Source organism: Sphingobacterium sp. G1-14, from assembly GCF_002196555.1.
In the GTDB taxonomy this organism is placed as follows: domain Bacteria; phylum Bacteroidota; class Bacteroidia; order Sphingobacteriales; family Sphingobacteriaceae; genus Sphingobacterium; species Sphingobacterium siyangense.
Map to the genome: position 1 here is coordinate 5,788,771 of NZ_CP021381.1, position 25,355 is coordinate 5,814,125.

Sequence of the window (25,355 nt, forward strand, 5' to 3'; positions counted from 1 at the left end):
CAATAAAGTCTGCTAAATCGCTTTTGCTTTTGTTGTAAAATTTTTTGGTTTCCCTATTTTGGTTTTTTAATTGCTTTTTTTTGATTACTTATTGGTTCATTAATTGTTTATTCGTTATTGTTTTCCTTTTTGGTTATTCTTTCTTGGTTTTAACGTGCTATTCGGGTGGAAAGATAGAACTTTAATTTTACAGAGGAAAGATTTATTTTCAAAACCTTTCCCCAGCACATTAGATATTTCCTTTCTTCATTTCGCTAATCGCATAATCGACAGATCGAGCCGAAAATGCCATATAGGTCAATGAAGGATTTTGTGTTGATGTCGAGGTCATACTTGCACCATCGGTGACAAAAACGTTTTTCACCGCATGCATCTGATTCCATTTATTCAATACCGAAGTTTTTGGATCATGCCCCATACGTGCACCGCCCATTTCATGGATATCCAAACCTGGAGCCTGCCAGTGTGTATCCGGGCGAATGTTTGTGAAGCCAGCATCTGTAAACATCTCCGTCATGACAGCAATGTAATCCTTTTTCATTTTTTCATCATTCTCATCATAATCGACAGCAATTTTTAACAAAGGAATACCCCAGTCATCTTTCTTACTGCTATCCAATGAAACCATTCCTGATTCTTTCGGTATCGTTTCACCCATCATGTGAGATCCAACCTGCCAAACACCTAATTTAGGATTCAACAAATTGTTCTTCAGATCTAGCCCTAAGCCCGAACGATCCGACTCTTTACTACGCGAAGCTCCGAAACCGGCAGCATAGCCCCTTAAAAAGTCCGTTTCCTGTTTGTGCAAGTTTCTGAAACGTGGAATATAGCCTCCACCGGCGGGATTCCGCCCTTCGGCCGTAAAATCCAACATCCCTTCATACTCTGCATAAATGCGTGCACTATAGTTGTGAAAGGCAACATATTTTCCGAGCACACCACTATCATTACCCAAACCATTTGGAAAACGGTTCGATTTAGAATTCAATAAGATCAAATTCGTATTGATTGCAGCCGCATTGACAAAAATCAGTTTGGCATAAAAATCAATTTCCTCTTTTGTATTGGTATCAATAACACGTACACCCACTGCCTTTCCCTTTTGTTCATCATAGAGAATCGAATGAACAACCGAAAATGGACGTAGCGTCATATTTCCGGTTTTGGCCGCCCAAGGAATTGTCGTTGCATTGGAACTGAAATATCCACCAAAAGGACATCCTCGCTGACAAAGTACGCGATTCTGACACTGTACACGTCCTTGTTCGATGTGAATCTGATTTGGTTTTGATAGGTGTGCACAACGTGCTGAAATCACTTTGCGCTCCGGAAATTTCTTTTGGACGCTTTCTTTAAAATACTTCTCGACAATATTTAAGGGGTAGCCTGGCAAAAACTCACCGTCAGGCAATTCAGGAAGTCCATCGTGATTACCTGCAATACCGGCAAATTTTTCGACATAAGCATACCAAGGCGCCAAATCAGCATAACGTATCGGCCAATCTACTGCAAAACCATCTCTCGCTGGCCCTTCGAAATCAAAGTCAGACCAACGTTGTGTCTGTCTCGCCCATAATAAGGACTTTCCACCAACTTGATAGCCTCTGATCCAGTCAAAAGGTTTCTCTTGAATATAAGGGTGTTCCTTGTCTTTTACAAAAAAATGGGCTGCATCTTCATGGAATGCATAACATTTGCTGACAATCGGATTTTCTTCTTTTACTTTGAAAGGCATTTCATTCCGATGTTCAAACTCCCAAGGCATCATATTGGTGGTTGGGTAATCCTTGATATGTTGCACATCACGTCCGCGTTCCAAAACCAATGTTTTCAAGCCCTTCTCGCACAACTCTTTTGCGGACCAACCGCCACTAATTCCCGAACCGATCACGATCGCATCGTAGGTTCTGTTTTTTTCACTGTCAATATTTAGATTTGCCATGTGCTATTTATGCCTTAACTTTTACCGCACCATTGTACGGACCCGGAATAAGTTTATAGATCACCTTATTCTTCATCACGTATTCTGAGTTCATATACCCCTGAATTGCACGCGATTTGAAGGTCTCAAAAAAAGCCTTCTCGTCGGTTTGGTCTTTTAACCCCGCCAAAGTGGTCTCAGTCTCTTTGTTATTTTTTAAATTCAACTGTTTTCTCAATTTGTTGAAACCAGCGACAAATTTAGCCTGATTTTCTGGCGACTCACAGTCATCTACCATTTTGATGACGAAAAGATGCAGGTTCAGATCCTTTCCTCCCGGTGTATCCGATTTCGGAATCAGGATGTTAGCCAGATCGCCCAAAAATTGCTCATCTTCCGCCGAAATCTTCAGCTTATTTAATACAATTGATGCACCTCCATCATTCAGACAGGACGACAAAATTGTCAGTCCGCCAGCGATAATGAAAAATTGCTTTATTGCGGTTCTACGGTTCATAATCAGAGTTCCCTTTACAATTCGGTAATATTACATATATCCGAATAAAAATACAAATGCTAAAACGATTAAATTATTTTACAACCCTCAAATCCATTGCGCCAACAGGGCTTTCGCCTCAGATAAGTTTTCCACAATGTTATCAACAGCTGTTAGTCTAGCACGTTCTACCTCTTGCTTCGTAACTGCAATCAACTGTGTCCCTGCTCCCAATGCCGATGTACTTCCTGTTGACGTATCCTCAATAGCCACACAGCGGTCGGCTGGTAGACCCAGATGTGTCAATGCCAAACGATAAGGTTCCGGATTGGGTTTTGGCAGCTCCACACACTCACGCGTGACAAAAAACTCAAAATAATCCAAAAGCTCGTGCTTGCCCAAAACAGTATCGACTGTGCTTCTATAACTCGAGGTCACAAGCCCAATACGGATATCTTCTGCTTTCAAAAAAGCTAAAATTTCTCGTGCTCCAGGCATCAATTCAATATCGCTCATGTTAGAATCGGCATAAGCCGCACGTGTACGCTTCCACATATGTTCTTCCGTCACGTCGTAGCCATAGTCCTCGGTAAGACGCTTGACATTATGTGCTAAAGTATGTCCAGCAAAATCGCGAATCCAATCTTCATAGTTGATCTGAAGGTTAAATTCCTGTTTTAATATAGGTGCCCAGTTTTTGAAATAGAAATATTCCGAATCAATTAACGTACCGTCCAGATCGAACAATACCGCCTGTATTTTATTCATAGTGCTAAAGATAGACAAGTAGGTGGAAAAATCCTATTAAATGACGCCACAATACGTAGAATTTGAGAATGCACCATGATACGTATCCCAAAAACCGATGTAGACATGATAATCAGCTTTTTTGCTTAATTCAACCGGTACGTCCACAAAACATTGGCCATCCCTAGCAGATGCAACTGCTGGTTTTAACGAGCAGAAATCATTTAAGCTAACACATGCTAGATTTAGCTTATAAATTTCATCATCATACACCGGGTTTGGTATCCATTCCAAAAATATACGACCTTCATTCACACTTACCTTAGTACCCGTGGGCGGTATTAGATCCCCCACAAACACATTCAAATTTTCAAAATTCACAACAGGATTATGATCGGCATCAAAAGCCAGTACATCATTGAAAACATGTTTTTGCGCGAGCTGAAATGCACCATATTTAGATCCATTTTCTTTTTTTAACTCATAGCCAAAATCAAAGACAGCCTTGTTCTCTGCACAAAATTTTCCGACAGCCTTCATTTTTTGGCGATGTAATCGCTGAGCTTCAGTCGGAGGTTTACTACTTTTCCTCCTTGCTCCCCGAATAATCCATTGCCCCATACGATTGTATCCATATATCGATCCAACTTTACCCCGGAAACCACCATTTGGACCATCTTCTAATATAGCCATATTTTAAGTTTTTTGTTTAATTGCAATCTTAACATCTACCGCTAAACAAATGATCAGTACTAAAGTTTTAATTAAGTTAGATATAAATTAGAATTAGGTTAGGTATAGTATAGGTTTTAGTTAGCTATAACCTATATTATACCTAACCAAAACCTAAACAAAACCTAACTAAAACCTATGTAAATAGTTACTTTGATAGTGTGTATAAAAGCAGTTGTTTTCCTTCATTTTTGGATAAGCTTTGGACATTTATTAAGTTTGTTGTGGTAAACGAAAACTAATGTATACCGAGTATGAATGCACGACAAGCTTTTAGAAGATAGCCATTACGTTCGTTAGCATAGCGCATTCCGGCCAAGTGTAGGTAGTTAACAAATAGCATATAGTACTTTCGAATACCGCCTCAAACGTACACGCGATGAAAACCGAGCTCATGAGTTCGCAAGAAATCTGAAAGCTTCATTGCCTTAAAAATTTATATCATGAAAATAATTGCAATCGGTCGCAATTACATCGACCACGCGAAAGAGCTCAATAATCCAGTCCCAGAGAATCCCATTATATTTTTAAAACCCGATACAGCGGTCTTAAAGGATAACAAAGATTTCTATTACCCCGAATTCTCCAAAAACATTCAGTTCGAAACCGAAGTTGTCCTCCGGGTCTGTAAGGAAGGAAAACATGTGACACCAAAATTTGCATCAACCTATTTCGATGCTATCGGCCTAGGGATTGACTTTACCGCAAGGGACGTGCAGCAAGAATTAAAAGCAAAAAGCCTTCCCTGGGAATTGGCAAAAGCATTTGACCATTCGGCAGTCATCAGCAACCTGATTCCTAAAGAAGAATTTGCGGAAGTAAATTCGATTGATTTCTCCCTGCAGCAAAATGGGCAAAAAGTTCAGCAGGGAAATACCAAGGATATGATATTTTCCTACGAAGATCTGATTGTATATACCTCCAAATTTATTACCCTACGCAAAGGTGACCTCATTTACACCGGAACTCCAGTTGGTGTCGGATCTGTAGCCATCGGCGATTTATTGGAAGGTTTCATTGGCGAACAGAAGATGTTTAGCTGTAAAATCAAATAGCTGGGAATAGCATGATAAAAAAAACGACAGCAATGCTCTCCCTGCTGGCCTGCATGGCAGGTCTAAGCAAGGGACAAGATATTATCAAAAGCCGCAATTATCCACAAAATTATTTTGTACGCCCCATGGACATTGCGCCGCAGGCTTCAGGATCGTTCGGCGAATTGCGCGCAACGCATTTTCATGGTGGAGACGATTACCGGACACAACAACGCATCAATATTCCTGTGCATGCAGCGGCGGAAGGTTTTGTATCCCGCGTCAGGGTACAGATAGGTGGTGGTGGTAATTATGTTTACATTGATCATCCCAATGGTTACACCTCGGTGTACATGCACCTCGAAAGTTTCAATTCGGATCTTGCGAAAATCATCAAAGATGAGCAGTACAAGCAAAAACGTTTTGATGTCGATATATTTCTCAAACCCAACCAAGTACTTGTAAGAAAAGGTGAGTTTATTGCAAATTCGGGCAATACAGGCGGGTCTGCAGGTCCACATCTTCATTTTGAAATCCGGGATACAAAAGCACAATTGCCGCTCAATCCGCAATTGTTTGGACTGTTGTTTCCAGACGGTGTCAAACCGATTATCCGCGGTATGACGGTCTACGATTTGGGTTCCGAACTGTTTGATGAAAATACGCCCCGCAGGCATCAAACCATCAGATCTGTTGGTAGCGGCAATTATAGTTTAGCAACAAACGCCCCTATCTCTGTGAATGGTACCTTTGGATTGGGAATCAACACCGTTGATAAACGGAGAGGAATCTCTTTTACATATGGTGTATATTCGATTGAACTATTTTTAGACAATAAAAACATCAGCACGGTACTGTTCGAATCCATTCCTTTTGATCAGACCCGTGCGATACAGTCCTACGTAGACTACCCTTATTTAAAAAAGTCAGGGGTACGCGTGCAAAAGAGCTTCAAAGATCCTAACAATCCGATCAACATCTTCAAAAACTTGGATAACCTCGGTAAAATCACGTTGAAAGACAATGAGGTACATGATGTAAAATATGTCGTTAAAGATGTCCAAGGGAATACGAGCGAATTGAATTTTAAGGTGCAGAATAACCCTTCACTTTCCATCAGCCGCCCAAATGCGAAGGGGCTTAAAATGTTTCACTATGCCGATGAAAACAAATATGAAGCGGAGAATGCTCGGGTTTATATGAGCAAAAATATATTGTATGACGACCTTTACTTCAATTATTCGCAGGGAGCAAAACCTGCAAAAGGCTACTCGGCAATGCACTATATCCACAACGCTTATACACCGGTGTTCGGATATTATAAGCTCATGATCAAACCAGACTACAGCTTGTCTGAAAATCTTTATGACAAAGCCTTGATTGTTTCTTCTGATGGCGGAGCACAAGGTGGTCAATATGAGAACGGCTGGGTGGTAGCCAACGTACGCGAATTTGGTGGTTTTTACATCGCTGTCGATACCATTGCACCAAATATCACTGCGCGTAACCTGACTGACGGCAAGAATGTTTCCAATCAACGCTCCATCGATTTTACCATCAGTGACAATCTATCGGGTATAGCTACTTTTGACGCTTATATTGACGGGAAATGGGCTTTAATGAAATATGACCCTAAAACAAGACATATCTGGCATGACTTCGAACCGGAACTCAGCAGTGGCAGACACGACTTTAAACTTGAAGTGAAAGACAACAAAGGGAATTTGAAGGTCTACGAGGCTTCATTCTCCACATCGCGTTAACAGCTAATTTCAAACTTACAACATTTGTCCGACCTGATCTGCTACATTAATTGCAATTTTCGAATTTTGGTTCAAACAAAAGGGAAATGATAAAATGAGTAAATGAAAAGAGTCCTGGAATTGGCGAGGACTCTTTTCCTTTACTCAACAATAACATGTATACCGGCCATGCTCGCCTTATATTTAATCTTTTCGATCAGCCCATAGTAACTCCAATTGCGCAATAAAAATTCATCTTCTTTAGCGACCTCCTCTTTAGAAGTTTGATTGACCAATAGCAGTGTTCCAGCCTCAGATTTCACACAGATGTCTATCAAACGACGGCTATATAAGTGCAGTCGACTATCGACATAGCGACGTTCTTTCTCCTCAAAATGATCCAGACTTTGTAACTTCTTCTTTCTGCCATGTCCACCTTTGTTATAAGCAGCTGCTTTTTGTATCCGGTGTCTTGCTGCCTGAATGGCCATTCGTCTGTATAAAAACTCTTCTTTATTTCCTATTTGAAAATTGTCCTTATCGATACATACGGTGATTGGATGTTCCACTGAAAGCGAAGCTTCGGCGATAATATGTTCTTTGAGTTCAAGTTGTTTCTTTGGAAGCTCGAGCGCCAAGAGCAAGAATAATTTCCCTTTCACAATTTTGATGGAACTGGTGCATATTTTGATCTGGCCGACTAAGGCTCTTTGTATAAGGACTCTTTTATCCGACCGATCTTTACCCAGATAGGTACGGAAAGGAATTTTGAAGAGTGTCAATTTGAAATCCCTGCCTTTCTCATCATTGCTTAGTTTGATCTGATCTCCACCGAAGGGAATCGGCATATCTTTTTTATAATTGCGCAACGACTTTTCGCCTTTCCAGTAAGCCAAACGATCTGTGCTATATGCTCTATTCAAAGTCATGTTCATCGCTGAAATAATTTTTGACGGTAGCTTCCCTTTAAAATACAACGATAGTATACGATAGGTCGTATTCATTTTTGAAGACGTGAAAATGCCGTCGGGATCCTTTTTGAAGTCCGCCAGTTTTACCTTAACATCATCGCGCAGGTAGATCAGATCTTTGATCTGTTCTTGTACATATTGATGCGTCATCACCATATTGGCACCTCTATACACCATATCCTGCCATTCAAATAATTGTTTGAAGTATGCTGCGCGTTGCTCTTTATCTTCACAATCCAAATAGATCTGTATTTTGCGTGTTAAGATGATCGTATCCTTTTCCATAATTTTTTTATTATGCGGTTTTCTTATCTGTTTTTAGCTTGATATGTGCCTGTACAAACAGCTTCTTTACCATAGATGAATTCAGTTTTAATGCTTCTGCGATTTGCTCAAAAGACAATTGCAATTCGTAGCGCATATGGAAAATTTCTGCCTGTTGCTCATCAAATTCACCCTCCAGCACGATCTTTCTCGGTCTATTCAAAAGCTCCATTTTTTGCGAGCTATTAAATACTGATCGGAGCGTATCAATTGTTTTTTCTACCTGCAGGCTAACTTCATAGTCTGAAATTCCGCCGAGATAGTAGGCAATACGCTCGTAGTTAAAACTGTATTTCAGACAGAGCTTAATGAATAATTGTTGTTGTTGGTTAAGACTTGGCAACAGCTTGCCAAGTTGATCCAAACGCAGTTGCTTTTCCTCTTCCAGTTTTTCCAGATAAACGAGATCCATCTCCTCCACTTCTTCCGTTTCGTAGCCTAACAAAAATTCCTGATAGTCCTCAATAGCATCCAGGCGAAGCAAGCTGCGGTGAAATCTATTTCGCGATTTGTTGAAGAAAGCATGGAGAGCGGCCTTGACTTGTGCTTTTAAAAAGGCTAAAATATGGTCCACATCTTTAACCTCCCTTCGAAATAGCCATAGCCTCAATATAGCTTCCTGTGCAATGCTCTCCGCAGCACAGTCATCTTGCGTGGCGCGGTATGTTCGTGCAAAGAGGCAGTTGTAAAAGCGATGGTAGAAAAAATTCAGGCCTCGTTCGTCTCCGTTTTGAAGTAGAGCGATATACTTTTCTGTTTGCTTTTGTTGTAAAGTTTTATTCATAATCCATGTTTAATTGGTTTATCACTTTTACAGATCTCGGCCGAATCTGACGGATTTCTCGAAAAACCTTGATCTTATGATAGGTTTATATTAAAGCTGAATAGCACATTGACAAACTAGGTATCGATATATGTTTTATTGAACAGATTTAAAGCGAGCGCCAACCTTTGTGTATACGAATTATTGATATGCTACGGAAAACGAGTAAGCGAACGCCAATTGTGTAAGTTTATATCAAAAGCAAGCCCACCTATCGTATATACTTTTAGTAGTGTTGAGCGTGTGAGAAACTGGTTGTGCATAATACAGGTTTTATACTTGAAATCACTTTCAACCTGTGGTGTCACAAACGATCAGCTATTCTTATATGTAGCAGACGTAAGACAGCCACTTTATGCATACGTTATAAAGTTTCCTTATTAGCAAGGAACGGCCTCAGTTGTGTATATTAGGACAAGAAGCCTTATCGCAGATCGTTGGTCTCCCGATTTTTCACAGCAAGGCCCACCCTTTGTATATACCGAGCTCTAGTACAAATAAATAGTATTTAGTGAGTGAAATTATCCTCACTCTACGGCGTCACAAGCAGCCTCAAGATTGTTGATGTTATTTTGTAAAGATTATTTCTACAAGTAGAATTCCTTGTAGATTGACAGAAAGTCCGCCGTTGTGTTCCTTTTGTTAAAGTTTACGCGAGACATTGTATTATTCTCAACCTTACAGACAGCTCACCATTGCATTTCTTTTTTTGTATTGCGGGCGATCCGCAACATAATGTGGTGCCGCTAAGTACGATGTATATTTCGATATAAGAATTTGGTGAGTGATTGTTATCCTCACCTTACGGCTTCACAAGCAGCCTCTAAAAAAAATCTTTACTATTATTCATAGCTTGATAAAACGACCAATTGTATATATTCCTCTTTTACGCAAGGACCGTCATTGTGCTTTTCAAGTATAATTTAGCTAGTCAGTTCGCAAAAGTAAGATGGTTCTGCCAGAAACTTTGCGTGTTGTTACAGATAATAAGTTTGACATGAAGTCCGCCATTGTGTGTGTTATTAAAGGTTCTCGAGATAATTTGTCTCTTAAATTGCAGTAATCAACAGGCCATTGTGTATTTTCATAAAATAGCTTGAATGGTAATGCGTCACATTTTAACAGGCATAGCCAAACGCTATGTGTACTACAATAAGTTTATTTGGTGAGTGATCGTTATCCTCACCCTACGGCTTCACAAGCAGCCTCATTATTTTTAATTTTTATTGATCTTATAAAATTTCTTTCAATACCAATAGGTCAAAGAGCGTTCAGCGGTTACTGTTCGTTACAATAATAATTCGTAACTTTAAAGGCAAAGTTATTGCATTACTTATTATTTTAGGGTGTGGTATTCCACCGATTTACCGGTAAAAAACCAGCCTCTAATTTTGCTAGATTATGAATACTATTTTTAAAGAAAAAAACGAAACCATGCATATCGGTCACAATATTAAACGCATCCGTGAAATTCAGGGAATCAAGCAAGAGGCTTTCGGTCAGCTTTGCCGCAACAAATACTCGCAGCAACGGATTTCGGACTTTGAAAATATGGTCGCACTCGATGAGCCGCTTTTAGAAGAGCTGGCTACTGCATTGGGGGTGACACCTGAATTTGTGCAATCTTTTAAGGATGAAAATGTAATTTATAATATACAGCATAACAACAATTCGACCTTCAGCGATAATTCTGTAGGCTTAAACGCGCAACCCACCTTTAATAATGATGGATCAGATAAGCTAGTCGCATTGCTTGAAAAATTTATTGAGGAGGATCGTGCGAAGACACAATCTATCGCAGCGTTGAGCCAGGCGGTGTTGGACCTTACCAATGAAGTAAAAAAAATGAAGGAAGGAAAATAGTACTCCGTCGTATAAAAATTATTAAAAAGGGATGTTCATTCTTGCTGAACATCCCTTTTTTAGGACTATTCATTTAATAGGTATAAGTGAATAATATTGTTAACGACAATTTATCTACCCAATGCTTTGCGACGTTCGATTTCCGCTTGTAGGCTTTGGAACCAGGTTTGGTAGACCTGCGGCTCATAGATCATTTGTTCTTTTGTATCTTGAATACCAATCAGACACCTTTGGAATTCCGTGCTAGTTTTAATTAATGCTTTTTGAACGTATCCAATGGTGGCATTAAAGACAGTAGCGTATCTTGATATGTCAGAATACCAAAAGCAGTCGTTTTACGTTGTTCAATGTTACATTTTTAATTGTCACAGTACAATAAGCATGATGCATTCCATCTACACGCTATAGAACGATTATCGTGTAGATTAAGATACCTTATTCTTTAATAATGATTGAATGATCTGTATTCCCTGTTGCATTTCTTTAGTTCCAAAACGATACGATGGGCCTGAAATACCAATTGCTGCCAATAATTTATTATTACTATAAATTGGTACCGCTACGCAATTCATCTCTTTTTCCAAACGTTCATAATCTTCAGCATAGCCTTTTTCTATTACATTATCGAGTTGCTTTTGCAATTTGATTTGTTCTGGCTCGATGAGATTAAACATTAATTGTTTGGTCAAACTCGGTGAATGTGCCATAAAAACATTACCCAAAGCCGAATTCATTACATCCATTTCTTTACCTACTTCTAGACTTATACGTACAGAGCGTTTGGGATCGCTTTTTAGTTCGTGCCGCATATAGGATCCTAGCTGTATGGTTAGATAAGCGGTTTCACCGGTGAGTTCGGTTATTTTTTCTACGATAGGACGATAGTCTGTCTTCAGTGTAGCGGTAGAATATTCCGTTGGGATGAGGTGATGCATTTTGCCTGTGAGGTAATATCGGGTAGAAAGTTCCTCTTGATCTGCATAGCCCATCTGCACCAAGGTTTTAACAAAATTATGTACCGTAGATTTTTTCATATCCAAACCTGATGCAATATCTTGTATACGCACCCGATTACCGTTTTGTACCATATAATCCATAATGAGAAATAGCTTCTCGAGCGACTGTATCATGTTTTGTTCATTATTACGGAACAAATTTACATTTTAATACTCAATAGTCGTTTATAATAAAATAAAAACAGAATTTTGCGATATATAAAATAGAAATATGCAAGATTTAAAAAATAAGAATGCCCTTATCACAGGTGCTGGTAAAGGGTTAGGTAAAGCGATGGCTTTGGAATTGGCAAAAGAAGGGGTCAATATAGCTCTGGCAGGTCGTACAGAAAAAGATTTGTTACGGGTAGCTGCTGAAATCAGTGCCATTAACAGCGATGTAAAAGTGCAAACTTATGCCTTGGATGTCTCAGATTATACAGGTGTGCAAGACACGGTAAAAAGTATTTTGGAAACTTTTGAAACTATTGATATTCTTATTAATAGTGCCGGAGTTTTGGCTGTAGGAGGTATCAACGAATTGCCAGTTGAGCAATGGGAGCAAGCTTTCAAAATAAATGTATTTGGAACGTATTATATGATCCACGAGGTATTCCCGGAAATGGTCAAAAACAATGGTGGTGATATCATTAACATAGCATCTACCTCAGGTTTGAAAGGTTCTGCAAAAATGAGTGCCTACGGAGCATCAAAAGCAGCGGTGATCAATCTTACCGAGAGTGTGATGCAAGAAGGCCGCAAGTCCAACATTCGTGTATCGACCATCAACCCGAGTACCATTGCCACAGATATGACGGTGAACGCCAACTTCACCGATGGAAACGAAGAAAAAGTATTACAGCCGGAAGATTTGGCGACCCTAGTCGTACACCATCTGAAATTGCCAAAACGTGCTTTTGTAAAAGAATTCAGTTTGTGGTCTACCAATCCATAAGGTTTTTTATTGTCAACGTTGTAAGAAGAGGCTAACTGAACTACGGTTAATTTAGCCTTTTTTATCATCATTATTTTGATAAACCTTTTTATCAGGAGTGTAGATGGTGATAAAGTGACTAATTATTTCCCGCCCCTAACCCTTGTCAGTGTTTTTCTTGAAATACCTAGGTAAAAAGCGATCATATAAAGCGGAATGCGACTGTAGATATTGGGATAATTTGATACAAAATCTTCGTAGTGTTTCTGGGGTGAGTCTTCGAGTTGATGCATAGTTTGCTACCATTCCCTCTCTGTGGAGCAAAGCTCCCTTTTTAATCTGTCTGTATTCGCCGTATTGCCCCATGAGTTCCTCGTCTTCTTGTGTCAAAGTTCCTTTTTCCATAATCCATGTTTAATTGGTTTATCACTTTTACAGATCTCGACCGGCTCTGACGGATTTTTTGGAAAACCTTGATCTTATAATAGGTATATTAAAGCTGAATAGCACATTGACAAAATTGGTATTGATATATTTCTTATTAAACAGATTTAAAGCGAGCGCCAACCTTTGTGTATACGAATTATTGATATGCTACGGAAAACGAGTAAGCGAACGCCAATTGTGTAAGTTTCTATCAAGAGCATGCCCACCTATCGTATATACTTTTAGTACTGTTGAGCGCGTGAGAAACTAGTTGTGCATAATATAGATTTTGTACTTGAAATCACTTTCAACCTGCGGTGTCACAAACGGTCAGCTATTCTTATATGTAGCACACGTAAGACAGCCACTTTATGCATACGTTATAAAGTTTCCTTATTAACAAGGAACGGCCTCAGTTGTGTATATTAGGACAAGAAGCCTTATCAAGCAGCCTCATTATTTTTAATTTTTATTGATCTTATAAAATTTCTTTCAATACCAATAGGTCAAAGAGCATTCAGCGGTTGCTGTTCGTTACAATAATAATTCGTAACTTTAAAGGCAAAGTTATTGCATTACTTATTATTTTAGGGTGTGGTATTCCACCGATTTACCGGTAAAAAACCACCCTCTAATTTTGCTAGATTATGAATACTATTTTTAAAGAAAAAAACGAAACCATGCATATCGGTCACAATATTAAACGCATCCGTGAGATTCAGGGAATTAAGCAGGAGGCTTTCGGTCAGCTTTGCCGCAACAAGTACTCGCAGCAACGGATTTCGGACTTTGAAAATATGGTCGCACTCGATGAGCCGCTTTTAGAAGAGCTGGCTACTGCATTGGGGGTAACAGCTGAATTTGTTCAATCTTTTAAGGATGAGAATGTAATTTATAATATACAGCATTCACATACATTTAACGATCACTCAACCAACTCTAGTCAACATTCCCAACCAACATTTAACAATGATGGATCAGATAAGCTGGTCGCATTGCTTGAAAAATTTATTGAGGAGGATCGAGCGAAGACACAATCCATTGCAGCATTGAGCCAGGCGGTGTTGGACCTTACCAATGAAGTAAAAAAATTGAAGGAAGGAAAATAGTACTCCGTCGTATAAAAATTATAAAAAAGGGATGTTCTGCAAGAATGAACATCCCTTTTTTATGACTATTCATTTATAAATCTAAGTGAATAATATTGTTAACGACAATTTATCTACCCAATGCTTTGCGACGTTCGATTTCGGCTTGTAGGCTTTGGAACCAGGTTTGGTAGACCTGCGGCTCATAGATCATTTGTTCTTTTGTATCTTTATTCACCTGACCCCAGTAACCGTTGCGGCTAGACTCAGACCCTTCGTACATGGTAATCTTGACTTCCGTTACTTCATCATTTATCGGTTCTATATAAAACATCGCTTTGGAAGTATTGGCATCTTTGGATACACCCGTCCAAAAACGCTGGGAAGCAGCATTTTTATTTTCAATTCTTTTGCTGGCGTTGATCAATCCTGTTTCTTTATCGGCGCGATCAATGATATAGCTTTCGGAATGTAGTAGACTGATTACTGACTTGAATACGAGTTCTTGATTAGATTCCAATTGCTTTGTGGTCATCATCTTTACTTCACTAGGTGATTTGGTAACCATTTTTGTAGCACATGAGCCAAATAGGATGGCAATACATAATAACGTAATAATTTTTTTCATTTTTGTGTGTTTTAAGGTTAAAATGCGGTAGATATAACGGAATAATCTACAACAATATCTTTTTCATCAAACGTAATGATGAGATCAAAAGATCTACTGCTGCTGCTTTGGCTCGCACGTTGACCAGCAAAAAAATCTGTTGATCCCGCTTTTTGTTCGACTGACATCTTGTTGTAGCTCCAGACTTCACGGTTTGATTTATTTTTGGAAACAAGATTTGGCGATCCAAATAGTTTGAGGATTTCGTCTTGTGTTGTTTCACCTTTGATGATTCGGCTTTTGACCACCCCCATGGTCAGGTTGCTCTTTTCTGTGGGGCCCTCACTGCCATATTTATAACTTTGGCAAGCGCTCAGCGATAAGATCAATAATCCTGAAAGTAGTAATTTATACATAGTTAAATAATTTTGGCAAACATATCCAGTTCATTTCACTCAACATTACGGGTTACCGTAGGAAATGTAATTATTGAATGAATAAACTTGCTACAAAGTAAATAAGGTCGTGTGCACTGTATGTTCACTGGTTTACGATCTTCTATGCACATACAATGCATAGAAAAGCCTTATCTTTGTTATAGACCAATAAATTAGTGATGGCCACCAACAAACATGCAATTATACGTTACGAAGCCTTGGACAGGTGTTTTTCCAACAAAGGCCGGAAATTTTTTATCGATGACCTTATCGAATATGTCTCAGCAGCTTTAATGGACTATACTGGCAGGAACTCCTCTATCTCTCGCAGACAAATATTGAAAGACATCGATTTTATGCGTAGTGAGACAGGTTTCCGAGCCCCCATAGCATCTTTTAAAGATGGGAAAAAGACCTACTACCGTTATGCCGACGGAGGATATTCGATCGGCATGCAACAAATCAACCCCGTGGAAGCTGATTTACTAAAAATGACGCTGGATATGTTAGGAAGATTTAAAGGTTTGCCCCAATTTGATTTTGTCCAAGAACTGGCGTTGAAACTCAAAAAGAGTTTTCAATTGGAGGATCTGGACGAATGCATCTTTTTTGACCAAAATGAATACCTTAAAAATCTCCATCTTTTGGGAGATTTGCTAAAATTCATACAGCAAAAACAAGTATTGACCGTACGGTACAAATCGTTCAATCAAGATAAAGAAGAAGATTTTTTAATACATCCATATTTTCTGAAACAATATAATAAGCGATGGTTTCTCTTTGGCCAGCGGGACGGCTTTGATACTTGGACCAGTCTAGCGCTGGATCGTATGATTACGTTTGAGTCAGCCGAAGGTATCGCATTTAGTCTTCAGAAGGACACGCATGAAGCGTACTTCGAAGATATAATAGGCGTTAGTAAACCTATTGGCGGCGCTTGTCAGTTTGTCAAAATCAAAGTGAATAAGTCGCTATGGCCATATATTGAATCGAAGCCTTTACATCCTTCACAGACTGTTATCGAACGCGGCTCGGAATATATCATCTTGCAACTGGAGATTATTCCTAATTATGAGTTTTATGCTCAGGTACTAGGTTTTGGTCCTGCTGTGGAGGTTTTGGAGCCGACAGAGGTAAGAGCGATAATTCGTGAAAAGCTCGAAGAAAGCGTGAAGCAATATTATTAGGATGAAACCATATCGCTCAATATCAAACCTTATTGGATAGCCTGCTAAGCCAGACAACATCTATGCACATCTACTGCATAGTTTCTTATTAGTTTTATATCATTAATAAAAAGCAGTATGAACAAAACAATTAAGGTTCCTCCAATTCTAATAAAGATAGGAAGAAAAGAAGATTTGGTTAAATTACAACAATTGGGACAGGTCTATTTTGGCACATTCGAAGGGTACAGAACGCAAGAGAAAGAAGAATTCCAGCGAATGTTAAATAGTTTTTTAAATAAAGAAGATATTGACTTAGACCAAACGGATTTTTATAGAAGAGATCCTCTAGAGGGGTTGGAAAGAAGATTTTCGGGGTCGGGTTCTATACGATTCAAAAGCAAGGATCAAAAGGATATTACAATAAATATCCCTGAAATGAAGTTAAATCTCTTTCAGAATAAATACAGCCATCTCTACTGTTTATATGCTATTCCAAATGTGATTGACGATACGTATAAAATTGACAGCAAAATGCTGAAATTTGGTGAAAGTGCTTTAATAATCACCAAGCCATTGGAGTTCTTAGAAAGATTGATTGGAAAAATAGAATCAAATTATGATATGGATCATGTCTCATATTATGACAATTGCCCAATGTTTGCTGGCAAATATGAAATCTTTCAAAAGCAAAAGACATTTGAATACCAAAATGAATTCCGAATAGCAGTGAATCTTATTGAAGACAATTCTGTTTTTATTGGAGATATTACTGATATATCTATTTTATTGGATTCGCAATCACTTTTAGAATCAGAATATAAAATTCAGTCTTAAAAGGCCGCATACAAACTTTTAGGAAATAAAGAACAAAAACAAATCTTTACCTTTACAGAGCAAAAAAAACAAATTACCCCAATACTGATGATTACCGGAGAAATAAAATCCCAAATAGATAAAATATGGAATGACTTCTGGACAGGAGGAATTTCTAACCCCTTGACCGTTATTGAACAATTTACCTATCTGATTTTCTTAAAACAATTGGATGATAGGCAGATTACGATTGACAAAGAAAAACAATTATTGGGAAGCTCAAAAAAAGCAGATATCTACACTGAAGAGCAGAAGCCACTACGTTGGTCTTATTTTAAAGACTTAGATCCTGAGCGCATGATGGATATCTTTCGCATACCACAAACAGATCTAGAGAACCTGACGGCATTTGACTTTATGCGTACGCTTGGTACCGCAGGAGGTAAATTTTCGCAGTACATGAAAGGCGCAACTTTCATGATAGAGAGTCCAAGTCTGTTAGATAGCGTAGTACAACAGATCGACAAATTACCGTTGAGTAACAGAGATACGAAAGGTGATCTATACGAGTATATGCTAAGTAAAATTGCCGAGGCAGGTACCAATGGGCAGTTCCGGACACCGCGGCATATCATCCGCATGATGGTGGAGCTGATGCAACCCCAACAAGACGATACCATCTGTGATCCAGCAATGGGTACTGCAGGTTTCTTGGTGAACGCTGCTGAGTACATCCAAGAAACGCATGAAGATTGGCTGCTCGATAAAACCTTCCGTGAGCACTATTACGGCAATATGTTCAATGGAATGGAAATCGATCCCTCCATGTTGCGCATAGCTTCGATGAATTTGCAGTTGCACGGCATTGAGAACCCCGTACTTTTTTCAGGTTCTGCCTTAGCTGAGCGCAATGGTATCAGTTCACAATATTCCCTTATCTTAGCCAATCCGCCATTTAAGGGCGCGCTGAATGCAAATGATGTTGAGAGCTCCTTGCTCCAAATGACAAATACGAAGAAAACCGAGATTCTTTTCTTGAGTCTGATGCTACGCATGATGACCCTTGGGGGGCGTGCTGCTGTGATCGTTCCTGATGGCGTTTTGTTTGGATCATCCACTGCGCACAAAGCCATTCGCAAAGAATTGGTGGACAACCAACAATTGCAAGCTGTAATCTCCATGCCTTCAGGGGTATTTAAACCTTATGCAGGGGTAAGTACCGCAATTCTGATCTTCACCAAAACCAATTCGGGCGGTACTGACAAGGTTTGGTATTACGATATGAAAGCCGATGGTTATAGCTTGGATGACAAGCGCAATGCTATTGCGACCAATGATATCCCAGATATTATCACACGATACCATAACCAAGCTAACGAACAAGATCGTACACGTACGAATCAGTCATTCTTCGTGCCAGCGCAGGAAATCCGCGATAATGGGTATGATTTGAGTATCAACCGCTATAAAGAGGTCGTGTATGAAGACGTGAGCTATGAAAAGCCAGCGGTAATCTTTGAGCAGATAGCGGAGATTGATCGGGAGAGACAGGTATTGTTAAACGAATTGAAAGGGCTGTTGTAATATGTGGGAGAAAGTTAAGTTAGGGGAACTAGCAACATTTATTAATGGTTACGCATTTAAGCCCTCTGATTGGTCCAGTGAGGGACATGAAATAATTAGGATTCAAAATTTAACAAAATCATCATCAGAAACTAATTATTATAAAGGACAACTTGATAGTAAGTACAAAATAACCAAAGGTGATATACTGATTTCATGGTCTGCTACGCTTGGAGTGTACACTTGGAATAAGTCTGATGGTTGGTTAAATCAACATATTTTTAAAGTAGTTTTTAATAAAAAAGAAATTAATAAGTCTTTTTTTATATACCTTATTCAATATGTTTTAGATGACTTAAAATCTCAAGTACATGGTGCTACCATGAAACATATTACGAAAGGAAATTTTGATAATACCTTAGTCCCGCTCCCCCCGTTACCTATTCAAGAAAAAATAGCTACGATCTTGGACAAGGCGGATGAATTACGTCGCAAAGACAAAGACCTACAAACCAAATACGACGAACTTGCGCAAGCTATTTTTATCGATATGTTCGGCGATCCGGTTAGAAATGAGAAAGGTTGGGAGGTGATAAAGATAGCTGACCTATCAAATGTTTCTTCCGGTAGTACCCCTAGCAGATCAAATGATAGTTTTTATGTTGGCAATATTCCCTGGGTAAAAACTGGTGAAGTTAGGGGTACAACGATCTTAGAGACAGACGAAAAAATATCCGAAGAAGCTTTAAAGTCTTCCAGTTGTAGAATTTACCCTAAAGGGTCGATAATTATTGCAATGTATGGACAGGGGAAGACAAGAGGGCAGATCGGTATTCTTGGTATTGATGCCGCAACGAATCAAGCTTGCGCTGTTATATCTCCCTCAAAAAAAATGAATTATGCTTATTTATTCGAATTATTAAAGCTAAATTATGAAGACTTGAGGAGTTTAGGCAGAGGAGGAAATCAACCTAACCTTAATGCTGGTTTGATTAAAAATTATGAAATAATTAATCCCCCTCTCCACCTCCAAGAAGCCTTCGCTAAAAAAATAGAGTTGATCAACCAGCTCAAAGCGCAAACCAATGCACAGAAATCCGAGGAACTTTTTCAATCCTTATTGCAGAAAGCATTCAAGGGTGAGTTGGTCTCGTAGCTAATTGAGTCGTTCCTCCTCGCAATGACGGTACAAAACAGGTCATTGCGAGCGTAGCGACATAATCTCTAGCAAACAATTATTTAAAGCCTAAGAAATGGAAAAAAACTACAAAGATTACTTAGACAAGCTACTGGCTCAAATAGAAACCTATAAATTCACCGTTAAAAAATTAGAACAACTATTTAGAGAAGATGAAGCACAGTTAAAGAAAGGAGGCGATTATCTAAATTTGGAAGCTATACACATTCGTGATTGGGATAATTTTTCAGATAAAGATTGGTTAATTGACTATCGGAGAATTTCAATCTTTGGAAAAGAAGATTATCTAAAAGAACTGAATGAAATTAAATCCTCGATTTACAAACACTATCTAATAGAGGTAACAAAATTCATGAAATACTTTGCATGAATTTTTAATAATATTTCATACATTTGTAATATGTCATCATTAGATAATTTTAAGAAAAAACTACGGGTAGGCAAAGTTTATAGGCGGGAGGAACTGGCTAAGTTTTCAACAGCTGTCGATAGACATCTTGCTGAATCCATTGCTGATGGCTCACTACAAAAGCTGGCTCAGGGGCTTTACTATGCCCCCAAAATGACTGCTTTCGGTATAGCTCCACCAGATGAAGAGCAACTGATAAAAGTATTTCTTAAAGGTGACGATTATCTAATAACTTCGCCCAACTACTACAATGCGTTAGGGCTTGGTAGCACGCAGTTGTATAATATAAAACGTATATACAATCACAAAAGACATGAGGACATAAAATTGGGTAACAGAGTTTACCAATTTAGGCGAAAACCCAAATTCCCTAAGAAACTAACTCAAGAGTATGTGGTTGTTGACTTACTTAATAATTTAGATACATTAGCGGAAGACAAACAGGTTATAACTTCAGCTCTACGTACTAAGCTCAAAAACTTCAATGCTAAAGAATTGAATCGTAATGCGAATAAATACGGTACAATAGCTACCAAAAAGCTAATACAAGAAGTTATCTAAAGATATATGGAGGTTAACTATTTACACCATCATTCAGATTTTAAAGATCTGCTATCCATTATTGCAGAAGAAAAAAGTATTGACCCATATTTAGCTGAAAAAGATTACTGGATCATGCAGAGTCTATATGGTCTCCAAAAACTGGGGCTACAATTTGAGCTCAAAGGAGGGACATCTTTATCGAAGGCCTATAAAATTATACACCGATTTTCTGAAGACATAGACATTCATATTCAACCACCAAAGGAGTTAAATATAAATGAAAACCCTAAAAATACCAATATTAACAATAGTAAAAAAAGGCTAACGTTTTTTGATTCATTAGCGCAAACTATCGATATAGATGGAATAGCAGAAGTAGTCAGAGATACTAATTTTGACGATGAAAAACACTACCGTAGTGGTGGCATAAGACTAATATATCCATCGCACTTTCAATCAGTACCAGGTATCAAAGAAGGAATATTGCTAGAAGTGGGATTTGACACTATAAATCCCAATATGCCAATAGATGTATCTTCTTGGGCTTTGGAAAAAGCTCAAGATTTAAAGGTACCAATTCTCAATAATAAGGCGTTAAATGTCCCCTGCTATCATATGGGGTATACCTTTATAGAGAAACTTCAAACCATAGCAACTAAATATCGAAATATGATCGAATCCGGCAACGATCAGATCAATTTTATGCGCCAGTACTACGACATATTTCACCTATTACAACAAAAAGAAGTAAACGAATTCATTGGCACCAAAGCGTATTATAGCCATAAAGAACACAGATTCCCAAAAGCAGATTACGAAATCCCGCTAGCAAAAAATCAAGCTTTTCTGCTAGAAGATATGGAGATTAGAGCTAAGTTGGCTCAACTTTATCATAGTTCTGAGGCCCTTTATTACAATGGTCAACCAGAATTTGAATTGATGTTGTCTGATATTCACAAGCAGCTACCTCGATTATAACTTCCTCTTTACTCCTAAATATATTTTATTTATCTTTAAAGAAAAACCAAGTATCTCGTTGATGGCATCAAATTTTGACTTTTTAGCAGAAGAGTTTCCTCTTATTTACCAAGAAATCACACAGGCTGAACAGCATACTTTTACAGCACCGCGTTTTGCGGCAATGTTATGCCGCTCTACCTTAGAAAGGTCGCTTTTTTGGCTTTACGAAAATGACCCGGATTTTGAAATGCCATTTGACAAATCGATCAATAGTCTGCTGCATACGGACTCATTCCGTGAAAACATAAGGTCCTCTGTGCGTGAAGAATTGAATACTGTTCGTTTATTAGGCAATATCGCTTCGCACGCAGGAAAAGGGAATACCGTAAAAACAATTAAAGATACAGAGGCCTTACATGCACTCAAATGCATGTACAACTTTTTACATTGGATAGCAAAATTATACGCCAAAAGATTTCCGGGAGAAGCACAATTCGATGAGAATCTAATCCCTCGTGGTCTGGTCGATGATATCAACGCCAAGAAAGTTAAAGAACTAAATCAATCTTATCAAGAGGCACAAAAGCTTGCAGATGAAGCCTACAAAGAAAAACAAAAGGCTTTACTGCAGAATGAAGTGTTACGCAAACAGTTGGAAGAAGTACAATCGCTACTCGCCAACAGAAAGGAAGAACGAGAACAAGTTATCGCCGCTTTACCAGCGCCGCCTATGCTCATAACTGAGCTGGAGACACGTCGCTTGCTCATCGATCTTTATCTGAGAGAAGCTGGATGGGACAACCTAAAAAAACCCCGCGATCTGGAGTTTGAAGTAAGTGGAATGCCTTTATCAACGAATCCTTCGGGCAAAGGATACATCGACTATGTCCTTTGGAACGATGATGCCAAACCACTAGCGATTGTTGAAGCTAAAAGCACATTGCATGATGTGCATAAGGGCCAACATCAGGCCACACTTTATGCGGATTGTTTGGAAAAAAGCACCGGCCAGCGCCCTATTATTTTTTACTCCAATGGGTATGAAACGTATATATGGGATGATCAGTTTTATCCGCCCCGACAGATTTATGGTTTCTACAGCAAATCAGAGTTACAAACATTGATCAAAAGAAGGGAATCGCGAAAGGACATCCGGAAATTTGAAGTAAATGCTGCCATCGCGGGGAGATATTACCAGTTAGAGGCCATACAGCGACTTTCGGAGCATTTTGTAACGGTGAAGAATGATAAACTGAGAGGAAAAAATCGTCGCGCTTTATTGGTGATGGCAACGGGCTCAGGTAAAACACGTACTGCTGCGGCCATTGTGGATATGCTTACTAAATCCAATTGGGCCAAACGTATACTTTTCCTGGCAGATAGAAATGCGTTGGTCACACAGGCTAAAAATGCCTTTAAGGAGCATTTACCTCACTTGTCGGCAGTGGATCTGACGAAGGAAAAAGAAACAGGTCACACGCGGCTTGTCTTTTCGACCTATCCAACCATGATGAACCTTATCAATAACCAAATGGAAGGCGAAAGTCGCGATTATGGTGTAGGTCACTTTGATGCTATTTTCATCGATGAAGCACACCGCTCCATTTATCAAAAGTACCAATCTATCTTCGATTACTTTGATGGTTTATTGATTGGGTTAACGGCTACACCCAAAAAAGATCTTGATAAAAATACGTATTCATTTTTTCAATTAGAGGATGATATACCAACTTTTGCCTACGAATTAGATACTGCAGTAAACGACGGCTTTTTAGTACCGCCACGCTCGTATGCTGTCCCCGTACAGATGGTACGGGATGGCGTGAAGTACAAAGATTTAAGCGATGAGGATAAGGCCGAATTAGAGGAAAAGCTGGGATTGACAGAGGTATCTGATGAAGCCCTTCAGGAATTTGAAGTTGGAGCGTCTCAGATTAATTCTTTCTTATTTAATGAACCTACAGTAGATCTTGTTTTGGATCACCTAATGAATAATGGGTTAAAAGTAGCTTCTGGCGATAAGGTCGGCAAAACGATAATTTTTGCCAGAAACCATCGCCATGCTGTTTTTATCGAAGATCGATTTAACAAAAACTATCCCGAATATGGAGGCAACTTTTGCCGGGTCATTGACAATTACAATGACAAAGCGCAAGATTTACTTGAAAAGTTCTGTTATGACAAAGAAGAACTAGAACCTCAGATTGCTATTTCGGTCGATATGATGGATACAGGAGTCGATGCACCTAGCGTACTGAATCTCATATTTTTTAAACCGATAAAATCATACGCTAAGTTTTGGCAAATGGTAGGAAGGGGTACTCGTTTACGTCGTGATTTATTTGGACCCCATGAGGATAAAAAATTCTTCCTACTATTTGACTACTGCCGAAACCTTGAGTTCTTTCAGGAGAATCCAGACGGTTATCAAACGAATACCCAAAGACCTTTAAGTCAACTGTTGTTTCTGGAACAATTACATGTTGCTAACCTTATTCAGGAGAATGCCGAAGCTAATAGCCTTGATTTAGCTTTAGCAAAGGAATACATCGATGGATTACATGCCAAAGTAGCCCAGTTGGATACAGCTCGCTATGAGGTCAGAAAGCATCTCGCTGTAGTGCATCAATTTGCGGATCGAAGCAAGTGGGAAAACCTCAATAAATCTGACATCATTGCTATTGAAACCGAGCTATCTCATCTCATCCCTTACACAGAAGACAGAGATGAAATGGCTAAACGTTTCGATCTAAATAGCTACAAACTGCAAGCAGCAATGATCAATAAATCTCCGCGGCAGACAGCCCTGATCCAGAACTTTATGGATATAGGAAAGAGACTGTTAAAAAAGCGAAATGTACCTGCTGTGGCGGCTAAAGAAGTCTTCATAAGAGAGATGGCCTCCATAGATTTTTGGCAAGAAATATCATTATCAAAAGTTGAAAATCTACGAAAGGAAATTCGAGATCTTATACACTTGCTCAAAGAGGAAAATAATATTAAACCTATTTATACAAAGCTTGATGATAATCTTTTAAAGGAAGAAATTATCGGGTATGATATTATCTCAAATTTTAAAAATCTACAAAGTTATAAGGATCGGGTAACCGCCTTTATCAAGAGGAATAAGCATCATCTTGTGATCGACAAGTTGTATAAAAATCAACCGATCAATGCTTTCGAATTACAGCAGTTAGAACAATACCTCGTCGCGGAGGCACTAGGGTCCAAAGAGGAGTTTATAAAAGAATTTGGCGATCAGCCGCTAGGGACTTTTATTCGGTCCATCATCGGCTTGGATCAAGAGGCTATACAGGCTCATTTCACAAATTTTATTGGCGAAGCTAACCTTTCGGCCAAGCAGATCAAGTTTATGGACACTGTAATACGTTATTTCGTAACCAACGGTTATCTAGAAACCACCGATCTCATGGAACCTCCTTTTACGGAGCTAGATGACAGCGGGGTTATCGGATTATTTGACGAAAACAATGTTGTCAAACTCATGAGCTTAATCAAACAAGTTAACCAAAATGCAGATATCGGGGCCTAGATGA

The 25,355-nt window shown here is 38.9% G+C and carries 23 protein-coding genes; 13 read left to right on the forward strand and 10 right to left on the reverse strand.

The window, feature by feature from the left end; translation table 11 throughout:
- Window positions 1-229: 229 nt before the first annotated feature.
- The 4 genes from CBM24_RS24880 to CBM24_RS24895 form a co-directional block, all read right to left on the reverse strand.
- Window positions 230-1,945 carry a GMC oxidoreductase gene (locus tag CBM24_RS24880; protein ID WP_088163121.1) on the reverse strand — a complete coding sequence of 572 codons (1,716 nt, stop codon included), beginning with the start codon at window positions 1,943-1,945 and terminating at the stop codon, window positions 230-232.
- A gap of 7 nt (window positions 1,946-1,952) precedes the next feature.
- Entirely contained in the window at window positions 1,953-2,441 is a 489-nt protein-coding gene (locus CBM24_RS24885; protein WP_070570191.1) for a gluconate 2-dehydrogenase subunit 3 family protein, read from the reverse strand.
- Window positions 2,442-2,528: 87 nt separating this feature from the next.
- Complete coding sequence (locus CBM24_RS24890; protein ID WP_070570193.1) at window positions 2,529-3,188, reverse strand: HAD family hydrolase; 660 nt, start codon at window positions 3,186-3,188, stop codon at window positions 2,529-2,531.
- Between the two features lie 36 nt (window positions 3,189-3,224).
- On the reverse strand, window positions 3,225-3,860 hold the full coding sequence (locus tag CBM24_RS24895) for a DUF6266 family protein (protein WP_088163122.1): 636 nt from the start codon (window positions 3,858-3,860) through the stop codon (window positions 3,225-3,227).
- 482 nt (window positions 3,861-4,342) lie between these two features.
- On the opposite strand from CBM24_RS24895, the gene CBM24_RS24900 reads away from it, so the two are divergent.
- Together CBM24_RS24900 and CBM24_RS24905 are read left to right on the forward strand one after the other, a co-directional pair.
- The gene (locus tag CBM24_RS24900; RefSeq protein ID WP_070570197.1) at window positions 4,343-4,954 is read left to right on the forward strand and encodes a fumarylacetoacetate hydrolase family protein; all 612 of its coding nucleotides are present in this window, start codon (window positions 4,343-4,345) and stop codon (window positions 4,952-4,954) included.
- A gap of 11 nt (window positions 4,955-4,965) precedes the next feature.
- The gene (locus CBM24_RS24905; RefSeq protein ID WP_232475627.1) at window positions 4,966-6,696 is read left to right on the forward strand and encodes a M23 family metallopeptidase; all 1,731 of its coding nucleotides are present in this window, start codon (window positions 4,966-4,968) and stop codon (window positions 6,694-6,696) included.
- A 140-nt stretch (window positions 6,697-6,836) separates the two neighbouring features.
- On the opposite strand, the gene CBM24_RS24910 is transcribed toward CBM24_RS24905, so the two are convergent.
- Together CBM24_RS24910 and CBM24_RS24915 are read right to left on the reverse strand one after the other, a co-directional pair.
- Window positions 6,837-7,931, reverse strand: coding sequence for a hypothetical protein (locus CBM24_RS24910; protein ID WP_088163123.1), 1,095 nt, complete (start codon window positions 7,929-7,931; stop codon window positions 6,837-6,839).
- A gap of 10 nt (window positions 7,932-7,941) precedes the next feature.
- Complete coding sequence (locus CBM24_RS24915; RefSeq protein ID WP_088163124.1) at window positions 7,942-8,754, reverse strand: RNA polymerase sigma factor; 813 nt, start codon at window positions 8,752-8,754, stop codon at window positions 7,942-7,944.
- 1,440 nt (window positions 8,755-10,194) lie between these two features.
- Between CBM24_RS24915 and CBM24_RS24920 the strand changes: the two genes are divergently transcribed.
- Window positions 10,195-10,656, forward strand: a complete 462-nt coding sequence (locus CBM24_RS24920) for a helix-turn-helix domain-containing protein (RefSeq protein WP_088163125.1) — start codon at window positions 10,195-10,197, stop codon at window positions 10,654-10,656.
- Window positions 10,657-11,081: 425 nt separating this feature from the next.
- Here CBM24_RS24920 and CBM24_RS24925 read toward each other — a convergent pair whose 3' ends face one another.
- Entirely contained in the window at window positions 11,082-11,786 is a 705-nt protein-coding gene (locus CBM24_RS24925; protein WP_088163126.1) for an IclR family transcriptional regulator, read from the reverse strand.
- A gap of 97 nt (window positions 11,787-11,883) precedes the next feature.
- Here CBM24_RS24925 and CBM24_RS24930 point away from each other — a divergent pair, with 97 nt between their 5' ends.
- Window positions 11,884-12,606, forward strand: a complete 723-nt coding sequence (locus CBM24_RS24930; RefSeq protein WP_088163127.1) for a 3-ketoacyl-ACP reductase — start codon at window positions 11,884-11,886, stop codon at window positions 12,604-12,606.
- Window positions 12,607-12,741: 135 nt separating this feature from the next.
- On the opposite strand, the gene CBM24_RS24935 is transcribed toward CBM24_RS24930, so the two are convergent.
- Window positions 12,742-12,990, reverse strand: coding sequence for a hypothetical protein (locus CBM24_RS24935; RefSeq protein WP_088163128.1), 249 nt, complete (start codon window positions 12,988-12,990; stop codon window positions 12,742-12,744).
- 668 nt (window positions 12,991-13,658) lie between these two features.
- Between CBM24_RS24935 and CBM24_RS24940 the strand changes: the two genes are divergently transcribed.
- Window positions 13,659-14,120, forward strand: coding sequence for a helix-turn-helix domain-containing protein (locus tag CBM24_RS24940; protein WP_088163129.1), 462 nt, complete (start codon window positions 13,659-13,661; stop codon window positions 14,118-14,120).
- 109 nt (window positions 14,121-14,229) lie between these two features.
- Here CBM24_RS24940 and CBM24_RS24945 read toward each other — a convergent pair whose 3' ends face one another.
- Both CBM24_RS24945 and CBM24_RS24950 read right to left on the reverse strand, forming a co-directional pair.
- Window positions 14,230-14,727 carry a hypothetical protein gene (locus tag CBM24_RS24945; protein WP_088163130.1) on the reverse strand — a complete coding sequence of 166 codons (498 nt, stop codon included), beginning with the start codon at window positions 14,725-14,727 and terminating at the stop codon, window positions 14,230-14,232.
- Between the two features lie 17 nt (window positions 14,728-14,744).
- Window positions 14,745-15,122, reverse strand: coding sequence for a hypothetical protein (locus CBM24_RS24950; RefSeq protein ID WP_088163131.1), 378 nt, complete (start codon window positions 15,120-15,122; stop codon window positions 14,745-14,747).
- A 200-nt stretch (window positions 15,123-15,322) separates the two neighbouring features.
- On the opposite strand from CBM24_RS24950, the gene CBM24_RS24955 reads away from it, so the two are divergent.
- The 8 genes from CBM24_RS24955 to CBM24_RS24990 all read left to right on the forward strand — a co-directional run bounded on the left by CBM24_RS24955 (window position 15,323) and on the right by CBM24_RS24990 (window position 25,351).
- Window positions 15,323-16,330, forward strand: a complete 1,008-nt coding sequence (locus tag CBM24_RS24955) for a helix-turn-helix transcriptional regulator (RefSeq protein ID WP_088163132.1) — start codon at window positions 15,323-15,325, stop codon at window positions 16,328-16,330.
- Window positions 16,331-16,447: 117 nt separating this feature from the next.
- Window positions 16,448-17,146 carry a hypothetical protein gene (locus tag CBM24_RS24960; protein ID WP_088163133.1) on the forward strand — a complete coding sequence of 233 codons (699 nt, stop codon included), beginning with the start codon at window positions 16,448-16,450 and terminating at the stop codon, window positions 17,144-17,146.
- An 87-nt stretch (window positions 17,147-17,233) separates the two neighbouring features.
- Entirely contained in the window at window positions 17,234-18,709 is a 1,476-nt protein-coding gene (locus CBM24_RS24965) for a class I SAM-dependent DNA methyltransferase (protein ID WP_088163134.1), read from the forward strand.
- 1 nt (window position 18,710) lies between these two features.
- Window positions 18,711-19,844 carry a restriction endonuclease subunit S gene (locus tag CBM24_RS24970; RefSeq protein WP_088163135.1) on the forward strand — a complete coding sequence of 378 codons (1,134 nt, stop codon included), beginning with the start codon at window positions 18,711-18,713 and terminating at the stop codon, window positions 19,842-19,844.
- 97 nt (window positions 19,845-19,941) lie between these two features.
- The gene (locus CBM24_RS24975; protein ID WP_088163136.1) at window positions 19,942-20,256 is read left to right on the forward strand and encodes a hypothetical protein; all 315 of its coding nucleotides are present in this window, start codon (window positions 19,942-19,944) and stop codon (window positions 20,254-20,256) included.
- A gap of 30 nt (window positions 20,257-20,286) precedes the next feature.
- The gene (locus CBM24_RS24980) at window positions 20,287-20,856 is read left to right on the forward strand and encodes a hypothetical protein (protein WP_088163137.1); all 570 of its coding nucleotides are present in this window, start codon (window positions 20,287-20,289) and stop codon (window positions 20,854-20,856) included.
- Between the two features lie 6 nt (window positions 20,857-20,862).
- A complete protein-coding gene (locus tag CBM24_RS24985; protein ID WP_088163138.1) occupies window positions 20,863-21,816 on the forward strand; it encodes a nucleotidyl transferase AbiEii/AbiGii toxin family protein in 954 nt (317 codons plus the stop codon).
- Between the two features lie 61 nt (window positions 21,817-21,877).
- A complete protein-coding gene (locus CBM24_RS24990; RefSeq protein WP_088163139.1) occupies window positions 21,878-25,351 on the forward strand; it encodes a DEAD/DEAH box helicase family protein in 3,474 nt (1,157 codons plus the stop codon).
- Window positions 25,352-25,355 lie beyond the last annotated feature (4 nt).

What these genes read in the sequence shown, in the direction of transcription:
- CBM24_RS24880 (WP_088163121.1), bottom strand. Translation starts at nt 1,945, where the DNA reads ATGGCAAATCTAAATATTGACAGTGAAAAAAACAGAACCTACGATGCG.
- CBM24_RS24885 (WP_070570191.1), bottom strand. Translation starts at nt 2,441, where the DNA reads ATGAACCGTAGAACCGCAATAAAGCAATTTTTCATTATCGCTGGCGGA.
- CBM24_RS24890 (WP_070570193.1), bottom strand. Translation starts at nt 3,188, where the DNA reads ATGAATAAAATACAGGCGGTATTGTTCGATCTGGACGGTACGTTAATT.
- CBM24_RS24895 (WP_088163122.1), bottom strand. Translation starts at nt 3,860, where the DNA reads ATGGCTATATTAGAAGATGGTCCAAATGGTGGTTTCCGGGGTAAAGTT.
- CBM24_RS24900 (WP_070570197.1), top strand. Translation starts at nt 4,343, where the DNA reads ATGAAAATAATTGCAATCGGTCGCAATTACATCGACCACGCGAAAGAG.
- CBM24_RS24905 (WP_232475627.1), top strand. Translation starts at nt 4,966, where the DNA reads ATGATAAAAAAAACGACAGCAATGCTCTCCCTGCTGGCCTGCATGGCA.
- CBM24_RS24910 (WP_088163123.1), bottom strand. Translation starts at nt 7,931, where the DNA reads ATGGAAAAGGATACGATCATCTTAACACGCAAAATACAGATCTATTTG.
- CBM24_RS24915 (WP_088163124.1), bottom strand. Translation starts at nt 8,754, where the DNA reads ATGAATAAAACTTTACAACAAAAGCAAACAGAAAAGTATATCGCTCTA.
- CBM24_RS24920 (WP_088163125.1), top strand. Translation starts at nt 10,195, where the DNA reads ATGAATACTATTTTTAAAGAAAAAAACGAAACCATGCATATCGGTCAC.
- CBM24_RS24925 (WP_088163126.1), bottom strand. Translation starts at nt 11,786, where the DNA reads ATGATACAGTCGCTCGAGAAGCTATTTCTCATTATGGATTATATGGTA.
- CBM24_RS24930 (WP_088163127.1), top strand. Translation starts at nt 11,884, where the DNA reads ATGCAAGATTTAAAAAATAAGAATGCCCTTATCACAGGTGCTGGTAAA.
- CBM24_RS24935 (WP_088163128.1), bottom strand. Translation starts at nt 12,990, where the DNA reads ATGGAAAAAGGAACTTTGACACAAGAAGACGAGGAACTCATGGGGCAA.
- CBM24_RS24940 (WP_088163129.1), top strand. Translation starts at nt 13,659, where the DNA reads ATGAATACTATTTTTAAAGAAAAAAACGAAACCATGCATATCGGTCAC.
- CBM24_RS24945 (WP_088163130.1), bottom strand. Translation starts at nt 14,727, where the DNA reads ATGAAAAAAATTATTACGTTATTATGTATTGCCATCCTATTTGGCTCA.
- CBM24_RS24950 (WP_088163131.1), bottom strand. Translation starts at nt 15,122, where the DNA reads ATGTATAAATTACTACTTTCAGGATTATTGATCTTATCGCTGAGCGCT.
- CBM24_RS24955 (WP_088163132.1), top strand. Translation starts at nt 15,323, where the DNA reads ATGGCCACCAACAAACATGCAATTATACGTTACGAAGCCTTGGACAGG.
- CBM24_RS24960 (WP_088163133.1), top strand. Translation starts at nt 16,448, where the DNA reads ATGAACAAAACAATTAAGGTTCCTCCAATTCTAATAAAGATAGGAAGA.
- CBM24_RS24965 (WP_088163134.1), top strand. Translation starts at nt 17,234, where the DNA reads ATGATTACCGGAGAAATAAAATCCCAAATAGATAAAATATGGAATGAC.
- CBM24_RS24970 (WP_088163135.1), top strand. Translation starts at nt 18,711, where the DNA reads ATGTGGGAGAAAGTTAAGTTAGGGGAACTAGCAACATTTATTAATGGT.
- CBM24_RS24975 (WP_088163136.1), top strand. Translation starts at nt 19,942, where the DNA reads ATGGAAAAAAACTACAAAGATTACTTAGACAAGCTACTGGCTCAAATA.
- CBM24_RS24980 (WP_088163137.1), top strand. Translation starts at nt 20,287, where the DNA reads ATGTCATCATTAGATAATTTTAAGAAAAAACTACGGGTAGGCAAAGTT.
- CBM24_RS24985 (WP_088163138.1), top strand. Translation starts at nt 20,863, where the DNA reads ATGGAGGTTAACTATTTACACCATCATTCAGATTTTAAAGATCTGCTA.
- CBM24_RS24990 (WP_088163139.1), top strand. Translation starts at nt 21,878, where the DNA reads ATGGCATCAAATTTTGACTTTTTAGCAGAAGAGTTTCCTCTTATTTAC.